The sequence below is a fragment of the Pseudomonas sp. AP3_22 TE3818 genome (genome assembly GCF_053628995.1).
Window position 1 is genome coordinate 2,310,225 of record NZ_JBRJHL010000001.1, and the last position, 21,234, is coordinate 2,331,458.

19 protein-coding genes are annotated in these 21,234 nt (G+C 61.7%); 10 read left to right on the top strand and 9 right to left on the bottom strand.

The features are described 5' to 3' along the window. The first annotated feature begins 19 nt into the window (after positions 1-19). The 5 genes from AB7M25_RS10505 to AB7M25_RS10525 all read left to right on the top strand — a co-directional run bounded on the left by AB7M25_RS10505 (position 20) and on the right by AB7M25_RS10525 (position 6,110). Positions 20-1,477, top strand: coding sequence for a coniferyl aldehyde dehydrogenase (locus AB7M25_RS10505; RefSeq protein WP_454237261.1), 1,458 nt, complete (start codon positions 20-22; stop codon positions 1,475-1,477). A 47-nt stretch (positions 1,478-1,524) separates the two neighbouring features. Further along, positions 1,525-1,911: a tautomerase family protein gene (locus AB7M25_RS10510; RefSeq protein ID WP_429560853.1), complete on the top strand. Its 387-nt coding sequence runs from the start codon at positions 1,525-1,527 to the stop codon at positions 1,909-1,911. Between the two features lie 107 nt (positions 1,912-2,018). After that, complete coding sequence (locus AB7M25_RS10515) at positions 2,019-2,810, top strand: enoyl-CoA hydratase/isomerase family protein (protein ID WP_454237262.1); 792 nt, start codon at positions 2,019-2,021, stop codon at positions 2,808-2,810. A gap of 172 nt (positions 2,811-2,982) precedes the next feature. Further along, complete coding sequence (locus AB7M25_RS10520) at positions 2,983-5,022, top strand: oxidoreductase (RefSeq protein ID WP_007976959.1); 2,040 nt, start codon at positions 2,983-2,985, stop codon at positions 5,020-5,022. A gap of 161 nt (positions 5,023-5,183) precedes the next feature. After that, positions 5,184-6,110, top strand: a complete 927-nt coding sequence (locus AB7M25_RS10525) for a 1-aminocyclopropane-1-carboxylate deaminase/D-cysteine desulfhydrase (RefSeq protein ID WP_429383127.1) — start codon at positions 5,184-5,186, stop codon at positions 6,108-6,110. A 122-nt stretch (positions 6,111-6,232) separates the two neighbouring features. Here the strand turns inward: AB7M25_RS10525 and AB7M25_RS10530 are convergent, their stop codons facing one another. The 3 genes from AB7M25_RS10530 to AB7M25_RS10540 form a co-directional block, all read right to left on the bottom strand. Further along, positions 6,233-6,793 carry a cytochrome b gene (locus AB7M25_RS10530; RefSeq protein ID WP_116581306.1) on the bottom strand — a complete coding sequence of 187 codons (561 nt, stop codon included), beginning with the start codon at positions 6,791-6,793 and terminating at the stop codon, positions 6,233-6,235. Positions 6,794-7,034: 241 nt separating this feature from the next. Then, positions 7,035-7,862, bottom strand: a complete 828-nt coding sequence (gene phnX, locus AB7M25_RS10535) for a phosphonoacetaldehyde hydrolase (RefSeq protein ID WP_429383124.1) — start codon at positions 7,860-7,862, stop codon at positions 7,035-7,037. 151 nt (positions 7,863-8,013) lie between these two features. Further along, positions 8,014-9,123 (bottom strand): 2-aminoethylphosphonate--pyruvate transaminase, encoded by a 1,110-nt coding sequence (locus AB7M25_RS10540; RefSeq protein ID WP_429383122.1) that lies wholly within the window; start codon positions 9,121-9,123, stop codon positions 8,014-8,016. A 109-nt stretch (positions 9,124-9,232) separates the two neighbouring features. On the opposite strand from AB7M25_RS10540, the gene AB7M25_RS10545 reads away from it, so the two are divergent. After that, positions 9,233-10,096, top strand: a complete 864-nt coding sequence (locus AB7M25_RS10545) for a LysR substrate-binding domain-containing protein (RefSeq protein ID WP_429383120.1) — start codon at positions 9,233-9,235, stop codon at positions 10,094-10,096. Between the two features lie 118 nt (positions 10,097-10,214). Here the strand turns inward: AB7M25_RS10545 and AB7M25_RS10550 are convergent, their stop codons facing one another. Next, positions 10,215-11,087, bottom strand: a complete 873-nt coding sequence (locus AB7M25_RS10550) for a LysR family transcriptional regulator (protein WP_429383118.1) — start codon at positions 11,085-11,087, stop codon at positions 10,215-10,217. Positions 11,088-11,354: 267 nt separating this feature from the next. On the opposite strand from AB7M25_RS10550, the gene AB7M25_RS10555 reads away from it, so the two are divergent. After that, positions 11,355-12,680, top strand: coding sequence for an MFS transporter (locus AB7M25_RS10555; RefSeq protein WP_429383116.1), 1,326 nt, complete (start codon positions 11,355-11,357; stop codon positions 12,678-12,680). Positions 12,681-12,750: 70 nt separating this feature from the next. Here AB7M25_RS10555 and AB7M25_RS10560 read toward each other — a convergent pair whose 3' ends face one another. Then, positions 12,751-14,160: a type VI secretion system Vgr family protein gene (locus tag AB7M25_RS10560; RefSeq protein WP_454237263.1), complete on the bottom strand. Its 1,410-nt coding sequence runs from the start codon at positions 14,158-14,160 to the stop codon at positions 12,751-12,753. 225 nt (positions 14,161-14,385) lie between these two features. On the opposite strand from AB7M25_RS10560, the gene AB7M25_RS10565 reads away from it, so the two are divergent. Beyond that, complete coding sequence (locus AB7M25_RS10565; RefSeq protein WP_007976978.1) at positions 14,386-15,090, top strand: YebC/PmpR family DNA-binding transcriptional regulator; 705 nt, start codon at positions 14,386-14,388, stop codon at positions 15,088-15,090. A gap of 115 nt (positions 15,091-15,205) precedes the next feature. On the opposite strand, the gene AB7M25_RS10570 is transcribed toward AB7M25_RS10565, so the two are convergent. From AB7M25_RS10570 to AB7M25_RS10585, 4 genes are all read right to left on the bottom strand, one after another. After that, entirely contained in the window at positions 15,206-16,519 is a 1,314-nt protein-coding gene (locus AB7M25_RS10570; RefSeq protein WP_429560857.1) for a leucine-rich repeat-containing protein kinase family protein, read from the bottom strand. Between the two features lie 198 nt (positions 16,520-16,717). Continuing rightward, complete coding sequence (gene zapE, locus AB7M25_RS10575; protein WP_454237264.1) at positions 16,718-17,842, bottom strand: cell division protein ZapE; 1,125 nt, start codon at positions 17,840-17,842, stop codon at positions 16,718-16,720. A gap of 171 nt (positions 17,843-18,013) precedes the next feature. Further along, on the bottom strand, positions 18,014-18,766 hold the full coding sequence (locus tag AB7M25_RS10580; RefSeq protein ID WP_429383108.1) for an anti-sigma factor family protein: 753 nt from the start codon (positions 18,764-18,766) through the stop codon (positions 18,014-18,016). Beyond that, positions 18,763-19,269 (bottom strand): RNA polymerase sigma factor, encoded by a 507-nt coding sequence (locus tag AB7M25_RS10585; RefSeq protein ID WP_095966533.1) that lies wholly within the window; start codon positions 19,267-19,269, stop codon positions 18,763-18,765. Before AB7M25_RS10585 ends, AB7M25_RS10580 begins: the two co-directional genes overlap by 4 nt. A gap of 163 nt (positions 19,270-19,432) precedes the next feature. On the opposite strand from AB7M25_RS10585, the gene AB7M25_RS10590 reads away from it, so the two are divergent. Together AB7M25_RS10590 and AB7M25_RS10595 are read left to right on the top strand one after the other, a co-directional pair. Beyond that, the gene (locus AB7M25_RS10590; protein WP_429383106.1) at positions 19,433-20,518 is read left to right on the top strand and encodes a catalase family peroxidase; all 1,086 of its coding nucleotides are present in this window, start codon (positions 19,433-19,435) and stop codon (positions 20,516-20,518) included. After that, positions 20,515-21,060, top strand: a complete 546-nt coding sequence (locus AB7M25_RS10595; protein WP_007976988.1) for a cytochrome b — start codon at positions 20,515-20,517, stop codon at positions 21,058-21,060. Before AB7M25_RS10590 ends, AB7M25_RS10595 begins: the two co-directional genes overlap by 4 nt. Positions 21,061-21,234: the final 174 nt, after the last annotated feature.

Genomic DNA, 21,234 nt, shown 5'->3' on the forward strand with positions numbered 1-21,234 from the left:
ACTACACAAGGACCTCGGCATGAGTGCCCTGAATATTGCCCCGCCCATCGTTCCCCCCGCCATGCAATCCTGCTTCGAGCACCAACGCGCCGCCTACCTCGCCACGCCCGAGCGCAGCTATGCCCAGCGCGTGGAAGACCTTAAAAAGTTGGCGCGGATGCTGAAGGACAACCGCCAAGCACTGATTGAAGCGATTAACCAGGACTACGGCAACCGTTCCACCTTCGAGACGCTGTTCGCCGAGTTTTTCGTGGTGCTGGGAGATATCAAATCCACCATCAAGCACCTGAAGAAATGGATGAAGCCGCAGAAGCGCCACATCGATCTGATGGTCTACCCCACCTCCAGCAACCGCGTCATTCCCCAGCCGCTGGGTGTGGTCGGCGTGATCGTACCCTGGAACTTTCCGCTGATGCTGTCGTTCGGGCCACTCACCGCCATCTTCGCCGCCGGCAACCGGGCGATGGTCAAGATGTCGGAAAACTCGAACAACCTGACGCGTTTTCTGATGTCCATCACACCGAAATATTTCCCGCCGCAACAGCTTCAGTTCTTCGAAGACAGCAGCGCCAATGGCTCGGTGGGCCCGGCTTTTTCCTCGATCCGCTTCGACCATCTGTTCTTCACGGGTTCGGGTCAGACCGGCCGCGCCGTGATGGCGAATGCTGCGCGCAACCTGACCCCGGTGACACTGGAATTGGGCGGAAAATCACCCGCCGTGGTCGCGCCGGATTTCCCGATGACCCTGGCCGTCGATCGCATCATGTGGAGCAAGGCCTTCAATGCAGGCCAGATCTGCACCAACGTCGACTATGTCTTCATTCCCGCCGGCTCCGAGGCGGACTTCGAGCGCGAAGCCCAGCGGGTAATTGCCGAGCGCTACCCCGACATCAATCATGCCGATTACACGTCCATGATCGACCAGCGCGCCTATGACCGCATGCAGGCCACGCTGGATGACGCTGTGGCCAAGGGCGCGCGCGTGGTCAATCTTTTCCCCGGCCAGACGCCGGACAAGACCCTGCGCAAATTCCCGCTGACCCTGGTATTCGACGTCAGCGACGACATGGTCATCATGCAGCGCGAGATCTTCGGCCCGCTGCTGCCGGTCAAGACCTACACCAGCCGCGAAGAAGTGGCTGGTTATGTCAACCAGCACGACAGGCCTCTGGCGCTGTATCCCTTCACCAGGGACCGCGCCCTGCAGGACTACTACGTGACCCACATCATGTCGGGCGGCGTATGCATCAACACCGCGCTGCTGCACGTGGCTCAGCACGACATGCCCTTCGGCGGCGTCGGCGCCAGCGGTATGGGCCATTACCACGGTTACGAAGGCTTTCAGACCTTTTCCAAAATGCGCCCTGTCTATCGTCAGGGCTTCTTCGCCGCCACCAGGATGATGCTGCCGCCCTACGACAAAGGACCGCTCAAGCCCAACAAGCTGATCGAACTGATCATCAAGTTGAAGGGCTGAGGCCCTGTGTACCTGACTGTTGCATAACGTCTTCAAAGGAGTTTTCCATGCCCCTCTATGAATGCCAGACCGTCAAAGGAACGCTCAGCGAGCGTCAACGCCAATCGCTGGCCGAGTCCATCACATCCATTCACACTCAGGAGACGGGCGCGCCGGCCAGCTATGTGCATGTGCTGTTCAAGGAGCTTGAAGCGGGAAGCGCATTCACCGCCGGCCAAGTTGCGACCCCCGCGATAATTCGCGGCCAGATACGTGCAGGACGATCACAGGCGACGCGCCACACTATCCTGCGCGCAATCACCGACGTTTACATGGCAGTCACCGGGGCTGATGCGAATGCAGTGGTCGTGGCAGTGGTCGACATTCCCGCTTCATGGGCCATGGAAGGCGGTCATATTTTCCCGGAACCGGAACAGCCCCCTGAAGTGGCCTGACACGCTTCGCTGCGACAAAAACATTTCCGCATTTTTTGACGGCCGACAACTTTGCGATCGCCGTACAACAATGCCTGCGCGCCCCTTACAAAAAGGAATCACCCACCATGTCCAACGAAAAACCCTTGTTGATCACGCGTCACGGCGCCGTTATGTCCATCAGCATCAATGACGCACCGATCAACCGAATGAGCTTCGCTTTCATCGACGCTTTGGAAGCGGCGGTTGAAGAGGCCGCCACCGATTCAAGTGTACGTGCCCTGCTTTTCACGGGTGAAGGCGAGGCCAATTTCTCCGTCGGCATGGACCTCAAGGAAGCGATGCGCGAGGTTCCAGCCCGCGGTGGTTGGGACACCGTGCTCGACCAGCGCCTACGTGTTCTGGCGCGCATCGAGTCCCTGGGCAAGCCGTCCGTTGCCACCCTGTTCGGCTACTGCCTGGGCGGCGGACTCGAATTACCCCTGGCCTGCCATTTCCGTCTCGCCGCCGATGCTGACACTCAGATAGGTCTGCCCGAGATGGATCTGGGAACCGTGCCGGCATGGGGCGGTTCGGTGCGCCTGACTCGCTGCATTGGTCGTGACAACGCACTCGATATGGTGTTGCGTGCCCGCAGGATTGACGGTCACGAGGCCTTGCGCATGGGGCTGGTGCGCTCCGTTCATCCAGTCGCCGAACTCAAGGCAGCAGCGATGGCGCTGGCGCAGGAACTGGCGCAGAAGGCACCGCTGGCCGTGGACGGTGTACTGCGCTGTATCCTAGGCGCCGACGAGAGGACGCTGGACGAAGGACTGCGTGAAGAGCGCAAAGCTTTCCTGCGCTGCGCGGCGAGCAAGGATCAGGCTGAAGGTGCGCGTGCCTTCTTCGAAAAGCGCAAGCCGGTATTTACGGGCAATTGACCCTGTGAGGGGTGGCCACTCCCGGTCACCCCCTGTTGCTGCACATTTCGATCATTAAGTTGTCAGTTACGGTCATTGAGCGACGGCGTCGCGACTCTTAGTCTGTCGAACATGACTGATGGGGGCCGTAGAGCTCCTGCACTTTCCGTGATCGATCGATGTGGAGTTACCGATGACCGCCGCTCAATACCCGCACCTGTTGGCTCCGCTGGACCTGGGTTTCACCACGCTGCGCAATCGCACCCTGATGGGTTCGATGCACACGGGCCTTGAGGAGAAACCGGGTGGTTTCGAACGCATGGCGGCGTACTTTGCCGAACGTGCCCGTGGCGGTGTCGGCCTGATGGTTACCGGCGGTATCGGCCCGAACGACGAAGGTGGCGTGTATTCCGGTGCGGCCAAGCTGACGACCGAAGAAGAGGCGCTCAAGCACCGTATCGTCACCCGTGCCGTTCATGACGCAGGCGGCAAGATCTGCATGCAGATCCTCCACGCCGGTCGTTATGCCTACAGCCCGAAACAGGTTGCACCCAGCGCCATTCAAGCGCCGATCAACCCGTTCAAGCCAAAGGAACTGGACGAGGAGGGCATCGAGAAGCAGATCAGCGATTTCGTCACCTGCTCGGTACTGGCGCAAACCGCCGAGTACGATGGTGTGGAAATCATGGGCTCCGAAGGTTATTTCATTAACCAGTTCCTCGCCGCCCACACCAACCACCGTACCGACCGCTGGGGTGGCAGCTATGAAAACCGCATGCGCCTGCCGGTGGAAATCGTTCGCCGCGTGCGTGAAGCGGTCGGCCCGAACTTCATCATCATTTTCCGTCTGTCGATGCTCGACCTGGTCGAAGGCGGCAGCACCTGGGAAGAGATCGTTCAACTGGCCAAGGCCATCGAGCAGGCCGGCGCGACCATCATCAACACCGGTATCGGCTGGCACGAAGCGCGGATTCCGACCATCGCCACCAAAGTGCCGCGTGCGGCGTTCAGCAAGGTCACGGCCAAGCTGCGGGGTTCGGTCAATATTCCGCTGATCACCACCAATCGCATCAACACGCCGGAAGTCGCCGAGCAGATCCTCGCCGAGGGCGATGCCGACATGGTGTCCATGGCGCGGCCATTCCTCGCCGACCCGGATTTCGTCAACAAGGCCGCTGAAGGTCGCGCCGATGAAATCAACACGTGCATCGGCTGCAACCAGGCCTGCCTCGATCACACCTTTGGCGGCAAGCTGACCAGTTGCCTTGTGAACCCGCGTGCCTGCCACGAAACCGAACTCAATTACCTGCCCGTGCAGCAACTGAAGAAAATCGCCGTGGTCGGTGCCGGCCCTGCCGGTTTGTCCGCCGCGACCGTGGCGGCCGAGCGTGGCCATCAGGTGACGCTGTTCGATTCGGCCAGCGAAATCGGCGGTCAGTTCAACATCGCCAAGCGCGTTCCGGGCAAGGAAGAGTTCTTTGAGACCCTTCGCTACTTCAACCGCAAGCTGCAGACCACCAATGTCGAAGTGTGCCTGAACACCCGCGTTGACGTGGCACAGCTGGTCGAGGGCGGCTACGACGAGATCATCCTGGCCACCGGCATTGCGCCGCGCGTGCCGGCGATTCCTGGCGTGGAAAACGCCAAGGTGCTGAGCTACCTGGATGTGATCCTGGAGCGCAAGCCGGTCGGCAAGCGTGTCGCGGTGATTGGTGCCGGCGGTATTGGTTTCGACGTCTCCGAGTTCCTCGTTCATGAAGGTGTCGCCACCAGTCAGGATCGCGCCGCGTTCTGGAAGGAGTGGGGCATCGATACGCACCTTGAGGCACGCGGTGGTGTCGCCGGTATCAAGGCTGCGCCCCATGCGCCGGCCCGCGAGGTGTTCCTGTTGCAACGCAAGAAGTCCAAGGTCGGCGACGGCCTGGGCAAGACCACCGGCTGGATCCATCGCACGGGTCTGAAGAACAAGCAGGTGCAGATGCTCAACAGCGTTGAATACCTGAAGATCGACGACGAAGGCCTGCACATCCGCATCGGCGAAACCGGCGAGCCGCAGGTACTGCCAGTGGACAACATCGTGATTTGCGCCGGGCAGGACCCGCTGCGTGAATTGCATGAAAGCCTGGTGGCGGCGGGGCAAAGCGTACACCTGATCGGTGGCGCGGATGTCGCGGCAGAGCTGGATGCCAAGCGGGCGATCAATCAGGGTTCGCGGTTGGCGGCGCAGTTGTAACCCACGTAATCAGGCTGTTCACAAACCCTGTGGCGAGGGGGCTTGCCCCCGTTCGGCTGCGAAGCAGTCGTATCAGGGCCGCTTCGCGCCCCAACGGGGGCAAGCCCCCTCACCACAAGTCAGCTGATAACATGCCGGCTCTTCACCCAGAGCCGGCATTGATGCTTCTCCCTCCCGACACCTGGCTACCCCAGGCTCCCCTCGAACCCCTTCACCTCGACTGGCTCACCCACGCCGGCATCGAGGTGGCGATCCTGCGTCTGGACCAGATCGACCCGCTGATCAGCGGCAACAAATGGTTCAAGCTCATCGAACACCTGAAGACCGCCGACCGCGCGGGGACCGAAGGCATCATCAGTCTCGGTGGCGCACACTCCAATCACCTCCACGCCCTGGCGGCGGCGGGCAGGCGTTTCGGCTTTTCCACCGTCGGCCTGTTGCGCGGACATCCTCAGGAAACGCCAACCGTGAGGGATTTGCAGGCATTTGGCATGCAGTTGCACTGGCTGGGTTACGGCGGCTATCGGGCGCGACACGAGGCCGGTTTTTGGCAGCCATGGCAAACGCAGTATCCGACATTGCATCCGGTGCCTGAAGGTGGAGGCGGATTACCCGGCGCACGAGGGTGCATGCAGTTGCGGGCGCAGGTTTGTGCGCAACTGACTGGGTTAGGCTGGAACGACTACGACGGCTGGTGGCTGGCCTGCGGAACCGGCACGACGCTGGCTGGCCTGGTGCTCGCCGAAGCGGGGGATCACCCGGTGTACGGTGCCCTGGCGGTGCCTGACGATCATGGGGTGGCGCAGCTGGTCGAGCGGATCGTGCAGGAAGCCGGGGTGGTCGATGCGACGTATGAGCTGTTTGAGGCCAGTCGCGGCGGCTTCGCGAAGGTCGATCCGCTGCTGCTTGAGTTCATCGAAAAGACCGGGCAGACCAGCGGAATACCCCTGGAACCGCTGTATACCGGCAAAGCGCTCATGGCCCTCGAGCAACAAGTCACTGCAGGCAAGTTCGCTCCAGGCACGCGGCTGATCTTCATCCACACCGGCGGCTTGCAGGGGCGGCGGGGATTGAAATCAAAAAACTGAGCGGCGCTGCGATCCAGTGTGGGAGCGGGCTTGCTCGCGAAAGCGGAGTATCAGTCAATTTTGTATTGCCTGACACACTGCCTTCGCGAGCAAGCCCGCTCCCACATTTGAATTCATTGGTTTCAGGAGTCGCGGTTCACGCTCTTGGGCATCATCCGCAGCAAGGTGTTATCGCCCACCACATAATGGTGATACAGCGCGGCCACGGCATGCAGGCCGATCAGCCAATAGCCGATAGTGCCGCCGAGCTCGTGCCAGTCCTGGAGTTGTTTGGCCAGGTCCTTGTTTTCCGCGATCGGCATCGGCAGGTCGAAACCGTAGAACATCACCTGGTTGCCTTTGGCGCTGGTGACCAGCCAACCGAGAATCGGCGTGACGATCATGAAAATGTACAGCGCCCAGTGCATCAGCCTGGCCAGCGTCGTTTGCCACGGCGGCGAGGCGGGGAAGACTTGCGGCGCCGGGCCAAGACTGCGTGCGAACAATCGCAGCCAGACCAGGACGAATACGGTCAGGCCGAGCATGAAGTGTGATTCGACGATCAGCGTGCGCCCGCCACTGCCCTTTGGAAAGAGCCCGCGAAACTCGATACAGGCATAAACCAACGCCAGCAGGACCAGCATCAACCAATGCAGCGTGATCGATACGGTGCTGTAGCGCGAGGCAGAGTTTTTCCACGGCATTCGGTGTTCCTCAGAGGTCCGGTTTAAAGCCACCGCTCTTGTTCGACGGCGTGCCTTAACTGTAATCCTGTTTCACCGGGTTTGCCTGAGGTGATTGAACGCTGGATGCTCTGGATCGGGGAGTCGGCAGAAAAACACTGTAGGAGCGAGCTTGCTCGCGATGGTGTGTCAGTCGACATCAACGTATCTGACACTCTATCGCGAGCAAGCTCGCTCCTACAGGAGGGGGACGTTGCGGTTTTTAGCTTGATTGCGGCATTTCGCCGTTGGCCAGGCGCTTGTTGATGTCGGCGATCACCTGCGGCAGATCGGTGATGGTGTCGATCATGTAGTGCGGGCGCGAAGCTTCGAACATCCCATGGATGCGCTTGCGCTCGCTGACCAGTTGGTCGCTGTCCAGCGCGCGATAACCTTCGTAATCCAGGCCCAGGGCGTTGCCCGAGCAGATCAGCGCCACTGTCCACATGCCGGCGCGGCGACCTTCGAGAATGCCTGGCACGGTGTCATCGATCTTCACGCACGCGGCGACATCGTCGATGCCCAGGGCGATGACGTTGGCCAGCGCCTGGGCGGGCCATGGGCGGCCATTCGGGACTTCGTCGGTGGCAACCACGTGATCGGCCACATAGCCGTTGGTGGCAGCCAGTTCGACCACCTTGTCCATGACCTGTTTCGGATAACCGGAGCAGGAGCCGATCTTGATCCCTTGCTGGCGCAGGTTGGCGATGGTCTCCAGAGCGCCCGGAATCAGCGCCGAGTGTTCGGCAATTTTCTCGATCTGCAGCGGCATGAAACGCTGGTAAATCGCGGTGACGTCGTCGTCGGTCGGCGTGCGGCCAAAGACTTTGCGATAACGCTCGGCAACTTCCGGCAGATCGCACAGGGTGCGGATGTGGTCCCACTTGCCCATGCCCATCGGGCCGCGGGCTTCTTCGATGGACACCTGGACGTCGAACTCGGCGAACGCCTCGACGAAAATCTGCGTCGGGGCGAAGGAGCCGAAGTCGACCACGGTGCCGGCCCAGTCGAGGATGGCGGCCTGGAGTTTGCTTGGGTTGGAGTAGTTCATGGTGATCAAATTCCTTGGAAACTGGCGGATGAAGAGCAGATTTGGGTGGGAGCGGGCTTGCTCGCGAAAGCGGTGTGTCAGCCGACATCCATGTTGAATGTCGGTCCCTCTTCGCGAGCAAGCCCGCTCCCACAGGGGAATGCGGTGTGGGTCAGATCTCCAGCACTTCCATCTCGCGCAACACCTCGCCAATCGCGGCCACGGCTTCGCGCATCTCGGCCGGTTGCACATGTCCGATGCAGCCGACGCGGAAGGTTTCGACCTGGGTCAGTTTGCCGGGGTAGAGGATGTAACCCTTGGCCTTGACCCGCTCGTAGAACTCCTTGAACTGGTAGCGAGGATCTTTCGGGGCGTGGAAGGTGGCGATGATTGGCGCCTGAATGGCCGCCGGCAGGAAGCTGCGCAGCCCCAGGTTGCCCATCTCTTCCATGAGTGCCTGGCAGTTGGCGGCGTAGCGTTCGTGCCGGGCCGGCAAGCCGCCTTCTTCGGTGTATTGCAGCAGCGCTTCGTGCAGCGCCGCGACCACGTGGGTCGGCGGGGTGAAGCGCCACTGGCCGGTCTTGGCCATGTAGGCGTGCTGGTCCTGCAGGTCCATCGCCAGCGAATGCGAGTTGCCGGCGGCGCTGGCCAGGGATTCTTTGCGAGCGAAAACGAAGCCCATGCCTGGCACGCCTTCCAGGCATTTACCCGAGGCGGCGATCAGGGCGTCGAACGGCACTTGTTGCGCGTCCACCGGCAGGGCACCGAAGGAACTCATGGCGTCGATGATCAGGCGCTTGCCGTGTTGTGCAACGACCCGGGCGATCTCCGGCAGCGGATTGAGGATGCCGGTGCTGGTTTCGCAGTGAATCAGAGCGACGTGGGTGATGCCGTTGTCGGCACGCAGCAGGCGGTCGACGTCGGCGGCGGTGGTCGGTTCGTCTTCGGCGGTTTCGAAGGTGCTGAAGGAGCGGCCCAGCACGTCGCAGATTTTCGCCAGGCGTTTGCCGTAGGCGCCGTTGATCAGTACCAGAACCTTGCCATCGCGAGGCACCAGGGTGCCGATCGCGGCCTCGACGGCGAAGGTGCCACTGCCTTGCAAGGGCACGCAGTGGTGGGTGGCGGCGCCGTTGACGATCGCCAGCAATTGCTCGCAGAGGCTGGCGGTCAGTTGATTGAAGCGGTCATCCCATGAACCCCAGTCGATCATCATCGCCTGACGGGTGCGGGCCGAAGTGGTCAACGGGCCGGGGGTGAGCAGGATGGGTTCGGCAGCACTCATGTTCGTGTCCTCGCATTCGATGGGATGAAGCTACGGGGCTTAAATTGCAATTTGCCGAGCTATCAATCAAATTGTTTATTGTTATGCCAGCCATCAGTGAGGGTTATTCATGAACCTGTTTCAGCTCCGCGCCTTCGATGCCGTGGCCCGGGAAGGCAGTTTTACCCGGGCGGCGGCGCGGCTGTTCATCAGCCAGCCGGCAGTCACCGGGCACATCAAGGCGCTGGAAGAGCACTACCAGATCACCCTGCTGCGCCGCACCGCCCGACGCGTGGAACTGACGGAGGAGGGCACCAAGCTGGCGGCAATCACCCGGGCGATGTTCGGCCTGGCCGAAGAGGCGCAGGTGATGCTCGAAGCCAACCGGCAATTGCTGACCGGGCGCCTGGAGGTGGCGGCGGACGGTCCGCACATGGTCATGCCGATGCTTGCCAGCCTGCGCACGCGCTATCCGGGGATCACGGTGAACCTGCGCCTGGGCAACGCCCAGGAAACCCTGGCGGCGCTGCTGTCCGAACATGCCGACGTGGCGGTGCTGACCGAAGTCGAGCCGCGCAAGGGCTTGCATCTGCAGGCACTGAACGAATCGCGGATTTGTGCGCTGGTGCCCGACGGGCACCCTTGGGCGCAGAAGACCCAGGGCGTGCAGCTCAAGGAGCTGGATCAGGTGATCATGGTGCTGCGTGAACCGAGTTCGATTACCCGGCGCACCTTCGATGAGGCTTGCGCCCAGGCCAGGGTCAACCCGCGGGTGCTGCTGGAACTGGACAGCCGCGAAGCGGTGACCGAGGCGGTGGCCGCCGAACTGGGGGTGGGGGTGGTGTCGTCGGTGGAAGTCAGCCACGACCCGCGAGTGGCGGCGGTGCCGATCATTGGCGAGGGGTTGGTGAACCGGCACATGATCGGGTGCATGGAGCGGCGCAGGGATTTGCGGTTGATTCAGGCGTTTTTGGGGTTGGCGCCCACTCCGTAGGCAGGGCCGACGCCATCGCTGGCAAGCCAGCTCCCACAGGGATTTATGCCAGTTCGCCGATTTGTGTACGACTCAATACCTGTGGGAGCTGGCTTGCCAGCGATGGCGTCGGCCCTGCCTACACAAGACTCTCGCGAACCATTTCAAGAAACGTCGCCACGATTCGCCTCGAACTCTGCTCGCGCAAGCACACCAGCGTTTCAGTCAGCCGCCGTTTGCAATCGGTAATCGGCAACGAGCAAACCCGTGAGTCGGCGCCGAACTCGGCCGCCGACACCACGCCGATGCCAATCCCGACCACCACCGCTTCACGCGCCGCTTCCCGGCCTTCAACCTGGATCGCCGGACGAATGCGGAACCCGGCGCCGGCCATTTCCTCCTCCAGGGTCTGACGCGTCACCGAGCCGATTTCCCGCAGTACCAGCGGTGTGTCATCGAGGTCGGCGAGGGTGATGGATTCACGGTCGGCCCAAGGATGATTGCGTGACACGAACGCCACCATCGGGTCATTGCGCAGGGGCAGGGAGATCAGGCGTTCGTCACTGACATCACGGCCCAGCAACGCCAGGTCGGCCTGATAGTTGAACAGTCGAAACAGCGACTCATCGGTGTTGCCGGTTTCGATCTTCACGCTGATCCCGGGGTAGCGTTCGCAGAATCGGGCAATCTGCGGCAGCACGTGCACCGGCGCATCCACCGCCAGAATCAGGCTGCCGGTCTGCAAGGCCTGGGAATCCTGCAGCAGTTCCTGGGCTTCGGCCTCAATCACAAAAAGCCGCTGGGTAACGCTCAGCAGGCGTTCGCCCAGATCGGTCAGGCGTACCGAACGCTTGTTGCGGTGAAACAGCAAAACACCGTAGCGCTCTTCAAGTTTGCGCACCTGGTCGGAAATCGCCGGCTGCGTCAGAAATAGCCGCTCGGCGGCTTTGGTAAAGCTTCCATGTACCGCAACGGCATGGAACGCTTTGAGTTGGGCGTGGGAAACCGACATCGATATCTCCAGTAACAAGCAAAGCTTATTTTGGAAATACGATAAATCGATTTCACTTATTAAACAGTAATTGTTTTTATCACTCTCAGCCCCGCTGACCGGTCAGTCGAACCGCAGCGGGTGCCATGAGCCTGGGCGTGCAAAACAGGACTCATCTGACCGGTATCCGCCGTAGGGACAGGGCGATATCGCAGTGCTCAACAATAAAAAAACAGGCGTTTGCTTCCAATTCTGCCGGCACACTCACACCCTGAGGTCAGAACCACAATGAACAAGCACATCGGCACCATCAAGCGTTGGCGCGTGCAGATCTTCGCGATCACCTGGCTCGCCTACGCCGCTTTCTACTTCACCCGCAAAGCGTTCTCGGTGGCCAAACTCGGCATCGCCGAAGACCCGACCTTCATGCTCGACAAAATGGCCATGGCCAACCTCGATGCCATCTACCTGACGGCTTACGCCGTGGGGCAGTTCACCTGGGGCATCCTGGCCGACCGCTTCGGGCCGCGGGTGGTGGTACTCGGCGGGTTGCTGATTTCCGCGGGTGCGGCGCTGGTGATGGGCAACTTTGCGACGTTACCGATTTTTGCTACCTGCATGCTCGTACAAGGCCTGGCGCAGTCCACCGGCTGGTCGGGATTGTGCAAGAACCTGGGCAGTTTCTTTCCCTCCGAACAGCGCGGTCGGGTATTGGGCCTGTGGAGTTCCTGCTACGCCTTCGGCGGGCTCGTGGCCTCGCCGTTTGCCGGCTGGTGGGCGTATACGCTCATCGGCACCTGGCATGCGGCGTTTGTTTCCAGTGCGGCGGTGGTTGGGCTGGTCGCCGTGCTGTTTTTTATTTTCCAACGCAACAAACCTGAAGACGTCGGCTTGCCGGCTGTGGAGCCGGAGCCCGAACTGACGGCTGAAGAAACCCTTGCCCAAAGCAAAATCAGTATCTGGGAGCCACTCAAGGAAATCCTGCGCAACCGCACGGTACTGGTGCTGGGGCTGGCGTACTTCATGCTGAAACCGGCGCGCTACGCGATTCTGCTGTGGGGGCCGGTGATCGTCTTCGAACAGATGCCTTCGGTGGGCAAGGTCGGTGCGGCGATCATTCCGACCTCGTTCGAGCTGGCCGGGCTGCTCGGGCCGATCATGATCGGCCTGGCCTCGGACAAACTGTTCGGCGCCCGGCGCATGCCGGCCTGCGTACTCAGTCTGTTGGCACTCACCGTGACCCTGGCATTGTTCATGGGTGCCCTGCATACCGGCAGTGTGGTCCTGGTGGTAGCGCTCTTGTTCGTCATGGGCCTGACCCTCTACGGGCCGGACTCGATGATCAGCGGCGCGGCGGCGATCGATTTCGGTACGGCCAAGGCCGGTGCGACGGCGGCCGGGTTCGTCAACGGTTGCGGTTCCGTCGGGGCGGTGCTCGGCGGATTGCTGCCGGGTTACTTCGACTCGGTCACCGTGTTCATTGTCTTCGCCGGCTGCGCGATGTTCTCGGCGCTGGTGCTGATCCCGCACTGGAACAGCCGCCCCGGCGGCCTGAAAACCAACCATCCCTGCGTGCCCAACCGGGCGATGAACATCAAACCCCTGCGTACCTGAATCCTGTTCCTCGTCGCCGATGTGTACATCATCGGCGGCGGTTACACCGTGTTGCGGACATCGATCATACTCAAGGACGGTGGAGCAACCAGTCGAACAGCAGGCGGGTATCGCCCCGGGGTTCACGGGGCGGTGGGTTCAGAGGTTGTGGCCGAGGACCCAGCGCGGTACAGAGCACCGGGCGATCCGGGTCACTGTCGAGGAAAATCACCTGTACCTCACTGCCGGCCACGGGCAAGCGGGACGGATCGATCCAGTCCTCGGCGGTGGTCAGCGCCAAGGGCAGCCACAGGCCGCTGGACAACGACTCTGTGGCTGAGTCTGTGGCGGGCCAGAGGACCACCCGGATCCGGCCATCCTCGTCCACTGTCGGCGGTTGTCCGACCGGGCCGCACACCCGGCCGGGCTGATACCCGGGAATGCTCGGCCTGGGTTGTTTAAGCGCGGGCCTGAACACCGTCGACCAGGGGATGGCGCTGAATTGGTTGCGGTAACCCAGGGCCATGCCCGCTGAGTCGTCGAGCAGAATCGACGCCTGGCCGCCCTGATGGCTTGTTTCGGTCACCAGCCATTGATCATTGAAGCTCGCCAGGGGATGCCCGGCCACCTGCACGATCCGGCCGCTGAGTAATACTCCCAGGTTGCTTTGACCGTGTATTTGCAGGTGCTGGCACCGCAGGCGTTCCAACTGTCGCCGGGTGAGTTGGTCGCGATGCTGCTGTTCGCGAGCGAGCACCGGTCTGGCCGTGATGAACGAGTGATTGGCTGCGCCGTCGCTGATGTCCTCTGCACCAGGATTCCTCGCACCCGGGCGCACAGGGGGGAGCGACGCATCATGGCGCTGGAACAGTTCGCTGATCACGAGTTCGTGATCGTCGACTGCGTCACTGCGCAACGGCAGGAGCAGCGGCTCCTGGGGGAAACTCAGGCTGTCATCGGCCAATACCAGCACATGGCCGTCGCGTTGATGCTCGAAGTGATAGTGGATGCCTTCTTCCTCGCACAATCGTTGCAACAACGCGAGGTCGGTTTCTTCGTACTGAATGCAAAAAGCTCGCACGGGATAGTGCCCGGTTGTCAGTTCAAAGCGATAACTGCTGGCGGGCAGCCCATGTTCCTCGAGCAACTGGCGCAGGATCATGGGCACGCTGGCGCGCTGGAAAACCCGTCGGCGGCGTTGCTGCTCCAGTGCCTGGAGACGGGACACCAGCACCAGTTTGTAAGCGACCCGGTGCGCGCTTCGATGTTCACATCCGGCGCTGTGCAGCACGCCATGTAGGCCCTGGTCGTGGCCGAACTCGAGGAACGCCGGCTGGTGCAGCAATCGTTCAAGGTTCAAGGCCGGTGCCAGGCCGATAACCTCGATGTCGAATCGATAGGGCTGGTTGAGTGCTTCGTGACCGCTGAACCGGACCACCTGGAAACTCAGGTCGTCATCGAGAAGCGTCAGGGTGGTGGGACTTTCCTTGTCGTTGTGCATCGAACACGCTGCCGCCGTTGATTAGGGTGCAAAGCGTACGAAACCCTGGCGCATTGCGGACAGGCCAAAGCGGCATTTCAGAATCCCCCTACAACCGCTGGTGAAGATGTCGATGCCAGTCGGGATTTTTTGGTCGATTGCCAACTTTAGGCCGTATAAACTTGCGCAAAGCGTCGGCCAATGGTTGTCTCGACGCCACAGATGTCACAGATAAGAGAGTGAGAAATGGGCGCACAGTGGAAGGTTAAACACAAAGAAGCGGCAGCCAATGCCAAGGGCAAGATCTTCGGCAAACTGGTGAAGGAAATCACCATTGCTGCGCGTAATGGCGCTGATGTTGCGACCAACGCGCACTTGCGTCTGGTTGTTGAGCAGGCCAAGAAAGCTTCGATGCCCAAGGAAACACTGGATCGCGCCATCAAGAAGGGCGCGGGCCTGTTGGGCGAGACCGTGCAGTACCATCGCGTGACCTATGAAGGGTTCGCCCCGCATCAGGTGCCGTTGATCGTTGAGTGCGTGACCGACAACATCAACCGCACCGTTGCCGAGATCCGCGTGGCGTTCCGCAAGGGCCAACTGGGCGCTTCCGGTTCGGTGGCCTGGGACTTCAACCATGTCGGCATGATCGAAGCGTCGCCGGACACCCCGGACGCCGACCCGGAAATGGCCGCCATCGAAGCCGGTGCACAGGATTTCGAACCGGGTGAAGAGGGTGCAACCCTGTTCCTGACCGAACCGACCGACCTCGACGCGGTACAGAAAGCCCTGCCGGAACAAGGCTTCACCGTGCTGTCGGCCAAACTGGGCTACCAGCCGAAAAACCCGGTCAGCGGCCTGAGCGATGAGCAGATGGCGGAAGTCGAAGCCTTCCTCGAAGGGCTCGATAACCATGATGACGTGCAGGACATGTTTGTCGGGTTGGCGGGTTGATCTGATTCACCAGTGACACCGTCTTCGCGAGCAAGCCCGCTCCCACAGGTTTAGCGCTGTCCCTGTGGGAGCGGGCTTGCTCCGGGCGGCGATCCGACGAATGACCGCGCAGCGGTCACAGATTTTTCAGTTGCTCCACGACTTCACTAAACCCCGGCCGCTCCAGCACCTGCGGCTGACAGCAACGCCGCTCCAGATCTTCCAGCCCCCCACGCCGATCATCGCTCAACCCCGAGTCGATCCGCGCCAGCAACTCCCCCAGCAACACCCCAAACGCCCGCACCTCGATCCGCTGCAAGGCACGGCTTTCAAGGCTGTCGGAAATCCCGTGGAACGATGCCGCGCCAAAGTCCCCCAGCAAGCAATCACCTTGCTCATTCCACAGGATATTGTGCCCATAGAGGTCGCCGTGGGTGATGCCATGGCTGTGCAGGTGCTCGGCGACCGAGGCAATGCCCGAGGCAATGCGCAGCGCCACGGCCGCACTGAAACGCAAGTCGTCGGGATAGATGTCGCGGCTGCACGACGCCAGGCTCGGCAGTGCGGCGAGGTTGCGGTAACTCGGTGCGATCAGTTGCATCACCAACCCGGCGGTTTGCTGCGGGTGATCGACAATCCGCCCTTCGACGCGGATCAGGTTCGGGTGCAGGCCGGCGGTGATGCAGGCGTTCATCTCGTGCAGCGGTGAACCATCGCTGGTCATTTCGCCCTTGTAGAGCTTCACCGCAACGGCCATGGGCGGCTGCTCCGCCGTTTGCCAGACGGCCTGATGGATCACCCCGGACGCCCCTTCGCCGAGCTTTTTTTCCAGACGCAATGCCGACCAGTCAATGCGCGGTGTCGCGTCGAGGGCCGCGGCGTCGGCTTCGGTTTCCAACGGATTACCGGCGTACGCCAGCCAGGTCAGGCTCGGCAATTCCAGCAACCATTGCGGCAACTCGGTCAACTGGTTGGCGGCGATGCGGATCAGCTCCAGCCGATGGCATTGACGCAAGGATTTCGGCAGCACGTGCAAACGGTTGCCGGCGAGCATGAGCTTTTGCAGGTATGGCCGCTCTCCCAACTCGCTCGGCAGCGTCTCGATGCAGTTGTCGGTCAGGATCAGCCAGCGCAGCAGCGGTGGCAGTGCCGCAGCGGGCACGTGGGCGATGCGGTTGGCCTTGAAGCCGATCATCGTCAGTGCGGCGCATTGGCCCAGGCAGGCCGGCAACTCGGTGAAGCGGTTATCGGAACAAAACAGCACGCGCAGACGGGTCAGGCGATGCAAGTCATCCGGCAGGGCGTTCAAGGCATTACCGCTGAGGTTGAGTACTTCCAGCGAGTCCGCCAGATCGAAAATCTCCCGGGGGAATTCCGTGAGGCCGTCGACCAGATCCAGCCGCGTGATGCCTGACAACTCGCCGGCACGCAATTGAGCAAGGGTATGCATGAACAGATTCGCCATTAGCCAAGGGGAGGACGCGTGGCCCTGGAAATGGGCGACATGATAGCGGGAAAGATGTGGCGACTGTCAGGCCGCCTTCGCGAGCAAGCCCACTCCCACACTGGATCTGTGCCACGATAAAAATCTAATGTGGGAGCGGGCTTGCTCGCGAAGAGGCCCTTCAATACAACACAATAATATCGCTCAGGCCGGTTCGCTGACTTCGACCAGTTGCCCCAGTCGACTGCGGGTGCGTGCCAGATCAATGGCATCGCCGTCCAGGCTTTCGCGCAGGGCGTGTTGTCCCAGCAGTGTCAGGTGCTTGTCCTGGTCGTACAGTACGTCGATAAGGTTGATGAAGCGCTGTTGGGCGGCCATCGAGCACTCACCGAGTCGCGGCAGGTCATCGATGATCCAGCGATCGAAGCGGCGGCACAGCTCCAGGTAGTCCATTACGGCCACAGGCTGGTCGCACAGGTCGGCGAAAGTAAAACCGATGCGACGCTCATCGCATAGGCGCGCCCGGAAATGCCGGGTGCCTACGGGGAGCGACAGGGGCGGGGCGCCGCGATCCGGCAGATTCAATGAACGCCGCTGCACCGCGCTGGCCGGCCACACATACTGGCCTTGGGTGAACAGCTGTTGCGCGTGACTGCGGACCTGGCTGCGATAGTCGTGCGGGCCGCCGACTTCCATGACCTGCATGCGCGCATTGATCAAGTCGATCACCGGTTTGAAACGGGCGTGGTACAGCGGATTGGGCAACAGGCCTGCGGGCGGGTAGTTAGAGGTGACCAGCAACAGGATGCCGCGCTGAAACAGTGCCTTGAACAACCGGGTGATGAGCATCGCATCGCCGATGTCGTGCACATGGAACTCATCGAAACACAGCACCCTGCAATCGCTGAGCAGGGCATCCAGGGTGATCGCCAGGGCGTCGGGCTGTTCGCGATGTTCGAACATGCCCTGGTGCAGTCGGGCGAAAAACTGATGGAAGTGCAGGCGTTGTTTTTGCGCGATGGGAACGGCCCGGAAAAAACCGTCGAGCAGCCAGCTCTTGCCGCGCCCCACGGCACCATGCAGGTAAAGGCCCGGAAGGGTTTGCGTCGAAGTGCCCATCAACAGGCCGGCATGCCGGGCCATGCAGTCGATTACGCGTTGCTGGCTGTGACTGAGGGTGTAGCCCCGGGAATGGGCCTGGTGACGAAAGTAGTCGTGGATAGCCTCGCTTGCCTCGGCGCTGCCGGCAGCCGGTGTCTTGCCGAGAAGGCGACGCAACGATTGCCAGCGCGATTTGATTCGCGAACGATTGGGCGGTCGAACGGCCACTGAGATGTCACCTCTGGTGTGCGGGCAGGCTCCCCGAGCTGCGGTGGCATAGTGTAACCAGAGCAGGGAAGGGGCTTCCAGCTGAGTTGGCCTGTCCGGGCCATTGTCACCGGGCTCTAAAGGAACACCGCAAACCTTGCTGGCTCTCACATAAAAGCAGCCAGAGGGCGATCAGAACTGCACGGTCTGTTTGAGCATCTGCGCCGCCGCTGTGTCCGCCGGGCTGACCATCGCATAGTTGTAGCCACCCCCCGACCAGTACTCGGCCTGCAGGTCTCCATCGCTTCGGCTGCCACGGGGCAGCAGGTAGTTTTTCGGTCCTGGCGGGCGCACATAGAAACTGATTTTCTGCCCGCCCTGGTTCTCGTAGACCACCATCGCTGCCGGGCCTTGCTCGGTACTCAGCAAGCGCCCGCTGGCCGGCTTGAACCCGGCACCCGAGAGGTCGGGCAGGCGATTGGCCCGGGTAAAGTAGCGGTCGAGCCAGCCTTGCATGTCACCGTCGTCGCCGGCCTTGTAATCCGCCGGCAGGATGCCTTGCTGGGCAATCAGGCGATACGCCTGCAGGGCATCGGTCATTGGAAGCTGGGGGCTGGCGAGTGTCATCTCCCGCGCTTGCCAACCGCTGAAACCGCCGACGCTGACGGCGATGAGCAACACCGCGGCACTGGCCAGGTGTCGACGGGATTGGCGTTTGAGGCGCTGGCGTATCACCGCCGGATCCAGGTCCGGGTTCGGGGGTTGTTGCAAGGCGCCACTCAAGGCCGCGCGCAGTGCCTGCGCATCCTGCTGCCAGGCGCGCACTTGCGCGGCCACCTGCGGGTTAGTGGCCAGAAAAGTCTCCACCAGGCGCCGTTCGGCGTCGCTCAGTTGGTGGTCGACGTAGGCGTGCAGGTCTCGCTCGCTGGGGGGCATGCTGATCATTTGAGTCTCCGCAGGGATGGGCGGTTGATTTCGCCATCGCTGAGTTGGCGCAGGGCCTGGCGAGCCCGGGACAGGCGGGACATCACGGTGCCGGTGGGGACGTCGAGAATCTCGGCGACCTCTTTGTAGCTCAAGCCTTCTACCGAGACCCAGAGCAGCAGCGCACGTTGTTCGGTGGGCAATTGATCGAAGGCATTGAGGGTCGATTGGGCAATGACGGTGCGCTCCACCGAGGGTTGGGCATCGTCACGGCCGGTGAAAAAATCGAGCATGCGCGCGTAGCGCCGGGAGCGGCGGTGCGCATCGAGAAACTGCCGATACAGAATCGAGAACAGCCAGGCGCGCAAGTCGCCCTCGGCGCGTTTGCCAGCCCAACTCGACAGTGCCCGCTCCAGGCTCGCCTGCACCAGGTCGTCAGCGCTGCTCGGGTTGCGCGTCAGCGACACGGCGAACCGTCGCAATCGGGGAATGATTTCTCTGAGTTGTTCGTCGATATCGTTCATGAAGTCCTGACTAGTCACTACGCTGGACAGTGGACCAGGAAGACGCTCGCTATTCGAGGTTATTCCACGTCAGAAAAAATAAATACCGCGCGTGGGAATAAACCTGTGTGCGGTTCGTCTGCTTGATTCTTCTCACTTGTGGCCGATGGCCCTGGAGTCTTTCATGGTAGATCGATCATCACCGCCCACCCGGCCACCCTTGAGTGCAGGGAGCCTGACGTTGCGTCTGGCTGGCATTGCCGTGGTCGTTGCAGCATTGGCCGGGGCGTTTGCCTACGTCAACGGCACCTTCGACCCACAGCGCCTGACCCCGAAGAAACTGATCAACGTACTGGAAACCAACAACGGCGTGCATCCGGGTTTCCGCCGCAACCATTCCAAAGGCGTGTGCGTGATCGGGCATTTCGAGAGCAGTGGTGAGGCGCGCAGCTACTCCACCGCTCAGGTGTTCAATGAGGCGCAGACGCCGGTGGTCGGGCGTTTCGCCTTGCCGGCCGGTAACCCATACGCGCCGGACAGTGCCGTGCCGATCCGCAGCATGGCCTTGCGTTTCACTCAGGCCAACGGCCAGCAGTGGCGCACCGGGATGAACAGCATGCCGGTGTTCCCGGTGGGCACGCCCGAGGCGTTCTATCAATTGCAACAGGCCCAGTCGCCAGACCCGGCCACCGGCAAGCCGGACCCCAAGGCGGTACCCGCGTTCTTTGCTTCGCACCCGGAGGCGGCCCCCTTCCTGGCCTGGATCAAGACCGCCAAGCCGTCGGCCAGTTACGTGACCGAAAACTACAACAGCGTCAATGCGTTCTACCTGGTCAACGCCGCGGGTCAACGCCAGGCCGTGCGCTGGAACATGGTGCCCCTGGCCCAGGACGCACCCGGGGCCACGGCAGCACAGGGCAGTGATTTCCTGGAGAAAGACCTGGTCCAGCGAATCGCCGCAGGCCCGTTGCGCTGGCAACTGAACATCACCCTGGCCAACCCCGGCGATCCGGTGAACGACGCCAGCAAGGCCTGGCCCGAAGGACGCAAGGTGTTGAACGCTGGCACGCTGGTGCTTGAAAAGACTCAGCCGCAACTGAACGGGGAATGCCGTGACATCAATTACGACCCGCTGGTGTTGCCTGCCGGGATCGAAGGTTCCGACGACCCGTTGCTCGCCGCGCGTTCAGCCGGTTACGCCAATTCCTACCTGCGTCGCACCAGCGAAGTCAGCCAGTTGCCCGCCGCCAAACAGGAGACCCGGCAATGAGCACTCAACCGAACCACTTCGCCCCGCTGGCGCGCCTGCTGCACTGGTTGATGGCGCTGATGATCATCGCCATGCTGTTTATCGGCGCCGGGATGGTCGCCTCGGTGTCCGAGCGGCATGAATGGCTGATCCATTTGCACAAACCCTTGGGGGTCGCGATTTTGCTGTTGGTGATTGTGCGTCTGGTGGTGCGCTTCTCCACCACGCAGCCACCGCTGCCGGCGGACCTGCCGGGTTGGCAAGCGCTGGCGGCCAAGGCTTCGCATGTCTTGTTGTATGCACTGATGCTGGTCTTGCCGCTGCTGGGCTGGGCGATGATTTCGGCATCGGGCGAACCGGTGATGCTCAGCAGTTCGTTGCAACTGCCGTCGATTGTGTCGGCGAATGCGCAGCTGTTTGCGTTTTTGCGCAAGGCGCATGGGTATCTGGCGTATCTGCTGTTTCTGACCGTGTTGCTGCATTTGGCGGCGGCGTTGTTTCACGGTTGGGTGCGGCGCGATGAGGTGCTGGACAGCATGTTGCGGGGTAAGGATCGCGGTTGAGAGGATGCGGGCTAACCATTGTGGCGAGGGGGCTTGCCCCCGTCCGGCTGCGCAGCAGACGTAAACCGATCCGGCGCGGTATACCTGACTTACCGCGTCATCTGATTTTAGGGCTGCTGCGCACCCCAACGGGGGCAAGCCCCCTCGCCACAAGTGCACCGGCTGCAGCGCTTT

Bases quoted from the DNA above. Each gene is read 5' to 3' on its own strand.
- AB7M25_RS10585 (WP_095966533.1), bottom strand. From the start codon at position 19,269: ATGAACGATATCGACGAACAACTCAGAGAAATCATTCCCCGATTGCGA.
- AB7M25_RS10570 (WP_429560857.1), bottom strand. From the start codon at position 16,519: ATGCATACCCTTGCTCAATTGCGTGCCGGCGAGTTGTCAGGCATCACG.
- AB7M25_RS10565 (WP_007976978.1), top strand. From the start codon at position 14,386: ATGGGCGCACAGTGGAAGGTTAAACACAAAGAAGCGGCAGCCAATGCC.
- AB7M25_RS10595 (WP_007976988.1), top strand. From the start codon at position 20,515: ATGAGCACTCAACCGAACCACTTCGCCCCGCTGGCGCGCCTGCTGCAC.
- AB7M25_RS10555 (WP_429383116.1), top strand. From the start codon at position 11,355: ATGAACAAGCACATCGGCACCATCAAGCGTTGGCGCGTGCAGATCTTC.
- AB7M25_RS10505 (WP_454237261.1), top strand. From the start codon at position 20: ATGAGTGCCCTGAATATTGCCCCGCCCATCGTTCCCCCCGCCATGCAA.
- AB7M25_RS10510 (WP_429560853.1), top strand. From the start codon at position 1,525: ATGCCCCTCTATGAATGCCAGACCGTCAAAGGAACGCTCAGCGAGCGT.
- AB7M25_RS10545 (WP_429383120.1), top strand. From the start codon at position 9,233: ATGAACCTGTTTCAGCTCCGCGCCTTCGATGCCGTGGCCCGGGAAGGC.
- AB7M25_RS10520 (WP_007976959.1), top strand. From the start codon at position 2,983: ATGACCGCCGCTCAATACCCGCACCTGTTGGCTCCGCTGGACCTGGGT.
- AB7M25_RS10580 (WP_429383108.1), bottom strand. From the start codon at position 18,766: ATGATCAGCATGCCCCCCAGCGAGCGAGACCTGCACGCCTACGTCGAC.
- AB7M25_RS10515 (WP_454237262.1), top strand. From the start codon at position 2,019: ATGTCCAACGAAAAACCCTTGTTGATCACGCGTCACGGCGCCGTTATG.
- AB7M25_RS10550 (WP_429383118.1), bottom strand. From the start codon at position 11,087: ATGTCGGTTTCCCACGCCCAACTCAAAGCGTTCCATGCCGTTGCGGTA.
- AB7M25_RS10525 (WP_429383127.1), top strand. From the start codon at position 5,184: ATGCTTCTCCCTCCCGACACCTGGCTACCCCAGGCTCCCCTCGAACCC.
- AB7M25_RS10540 (WP_429383122.1), bottom strand. From the start codon at position 9,123: ATGAGTGCTGCCGAACCCATCCTGCTCACCCCCGGCCCGTTGACCACT.
- phnX (WP_429383124.1), bottom strand. From the start codon at position 7,862: ATGAACTACTCCAACCCAAGCAAACTCCAGGCCGCCATCCTCGACTGG.
- AB7M25_RS10560 (WP_454237263.1), bottom strand. From the start codon at position 14,160: ATGCACAACGACAAGGAAAGTCCCACCACCCTGACGCTTCTCGATGAC.
- AB7M25_RS10590 (WP_429383106.1), top strand. From the start codon at position 19,433: ATGGTAGATCGATCATCACCGCCCACCCGGCCACCCTTGAGTGCAGGG.
- AB7M25_RS10530 (WP_116581306.1), bottom strand. From the start codon at position 6,793: ATGCCGTGGAAAAACTCTGCCTCGCGCTACAGCACCGTATCGATCACG.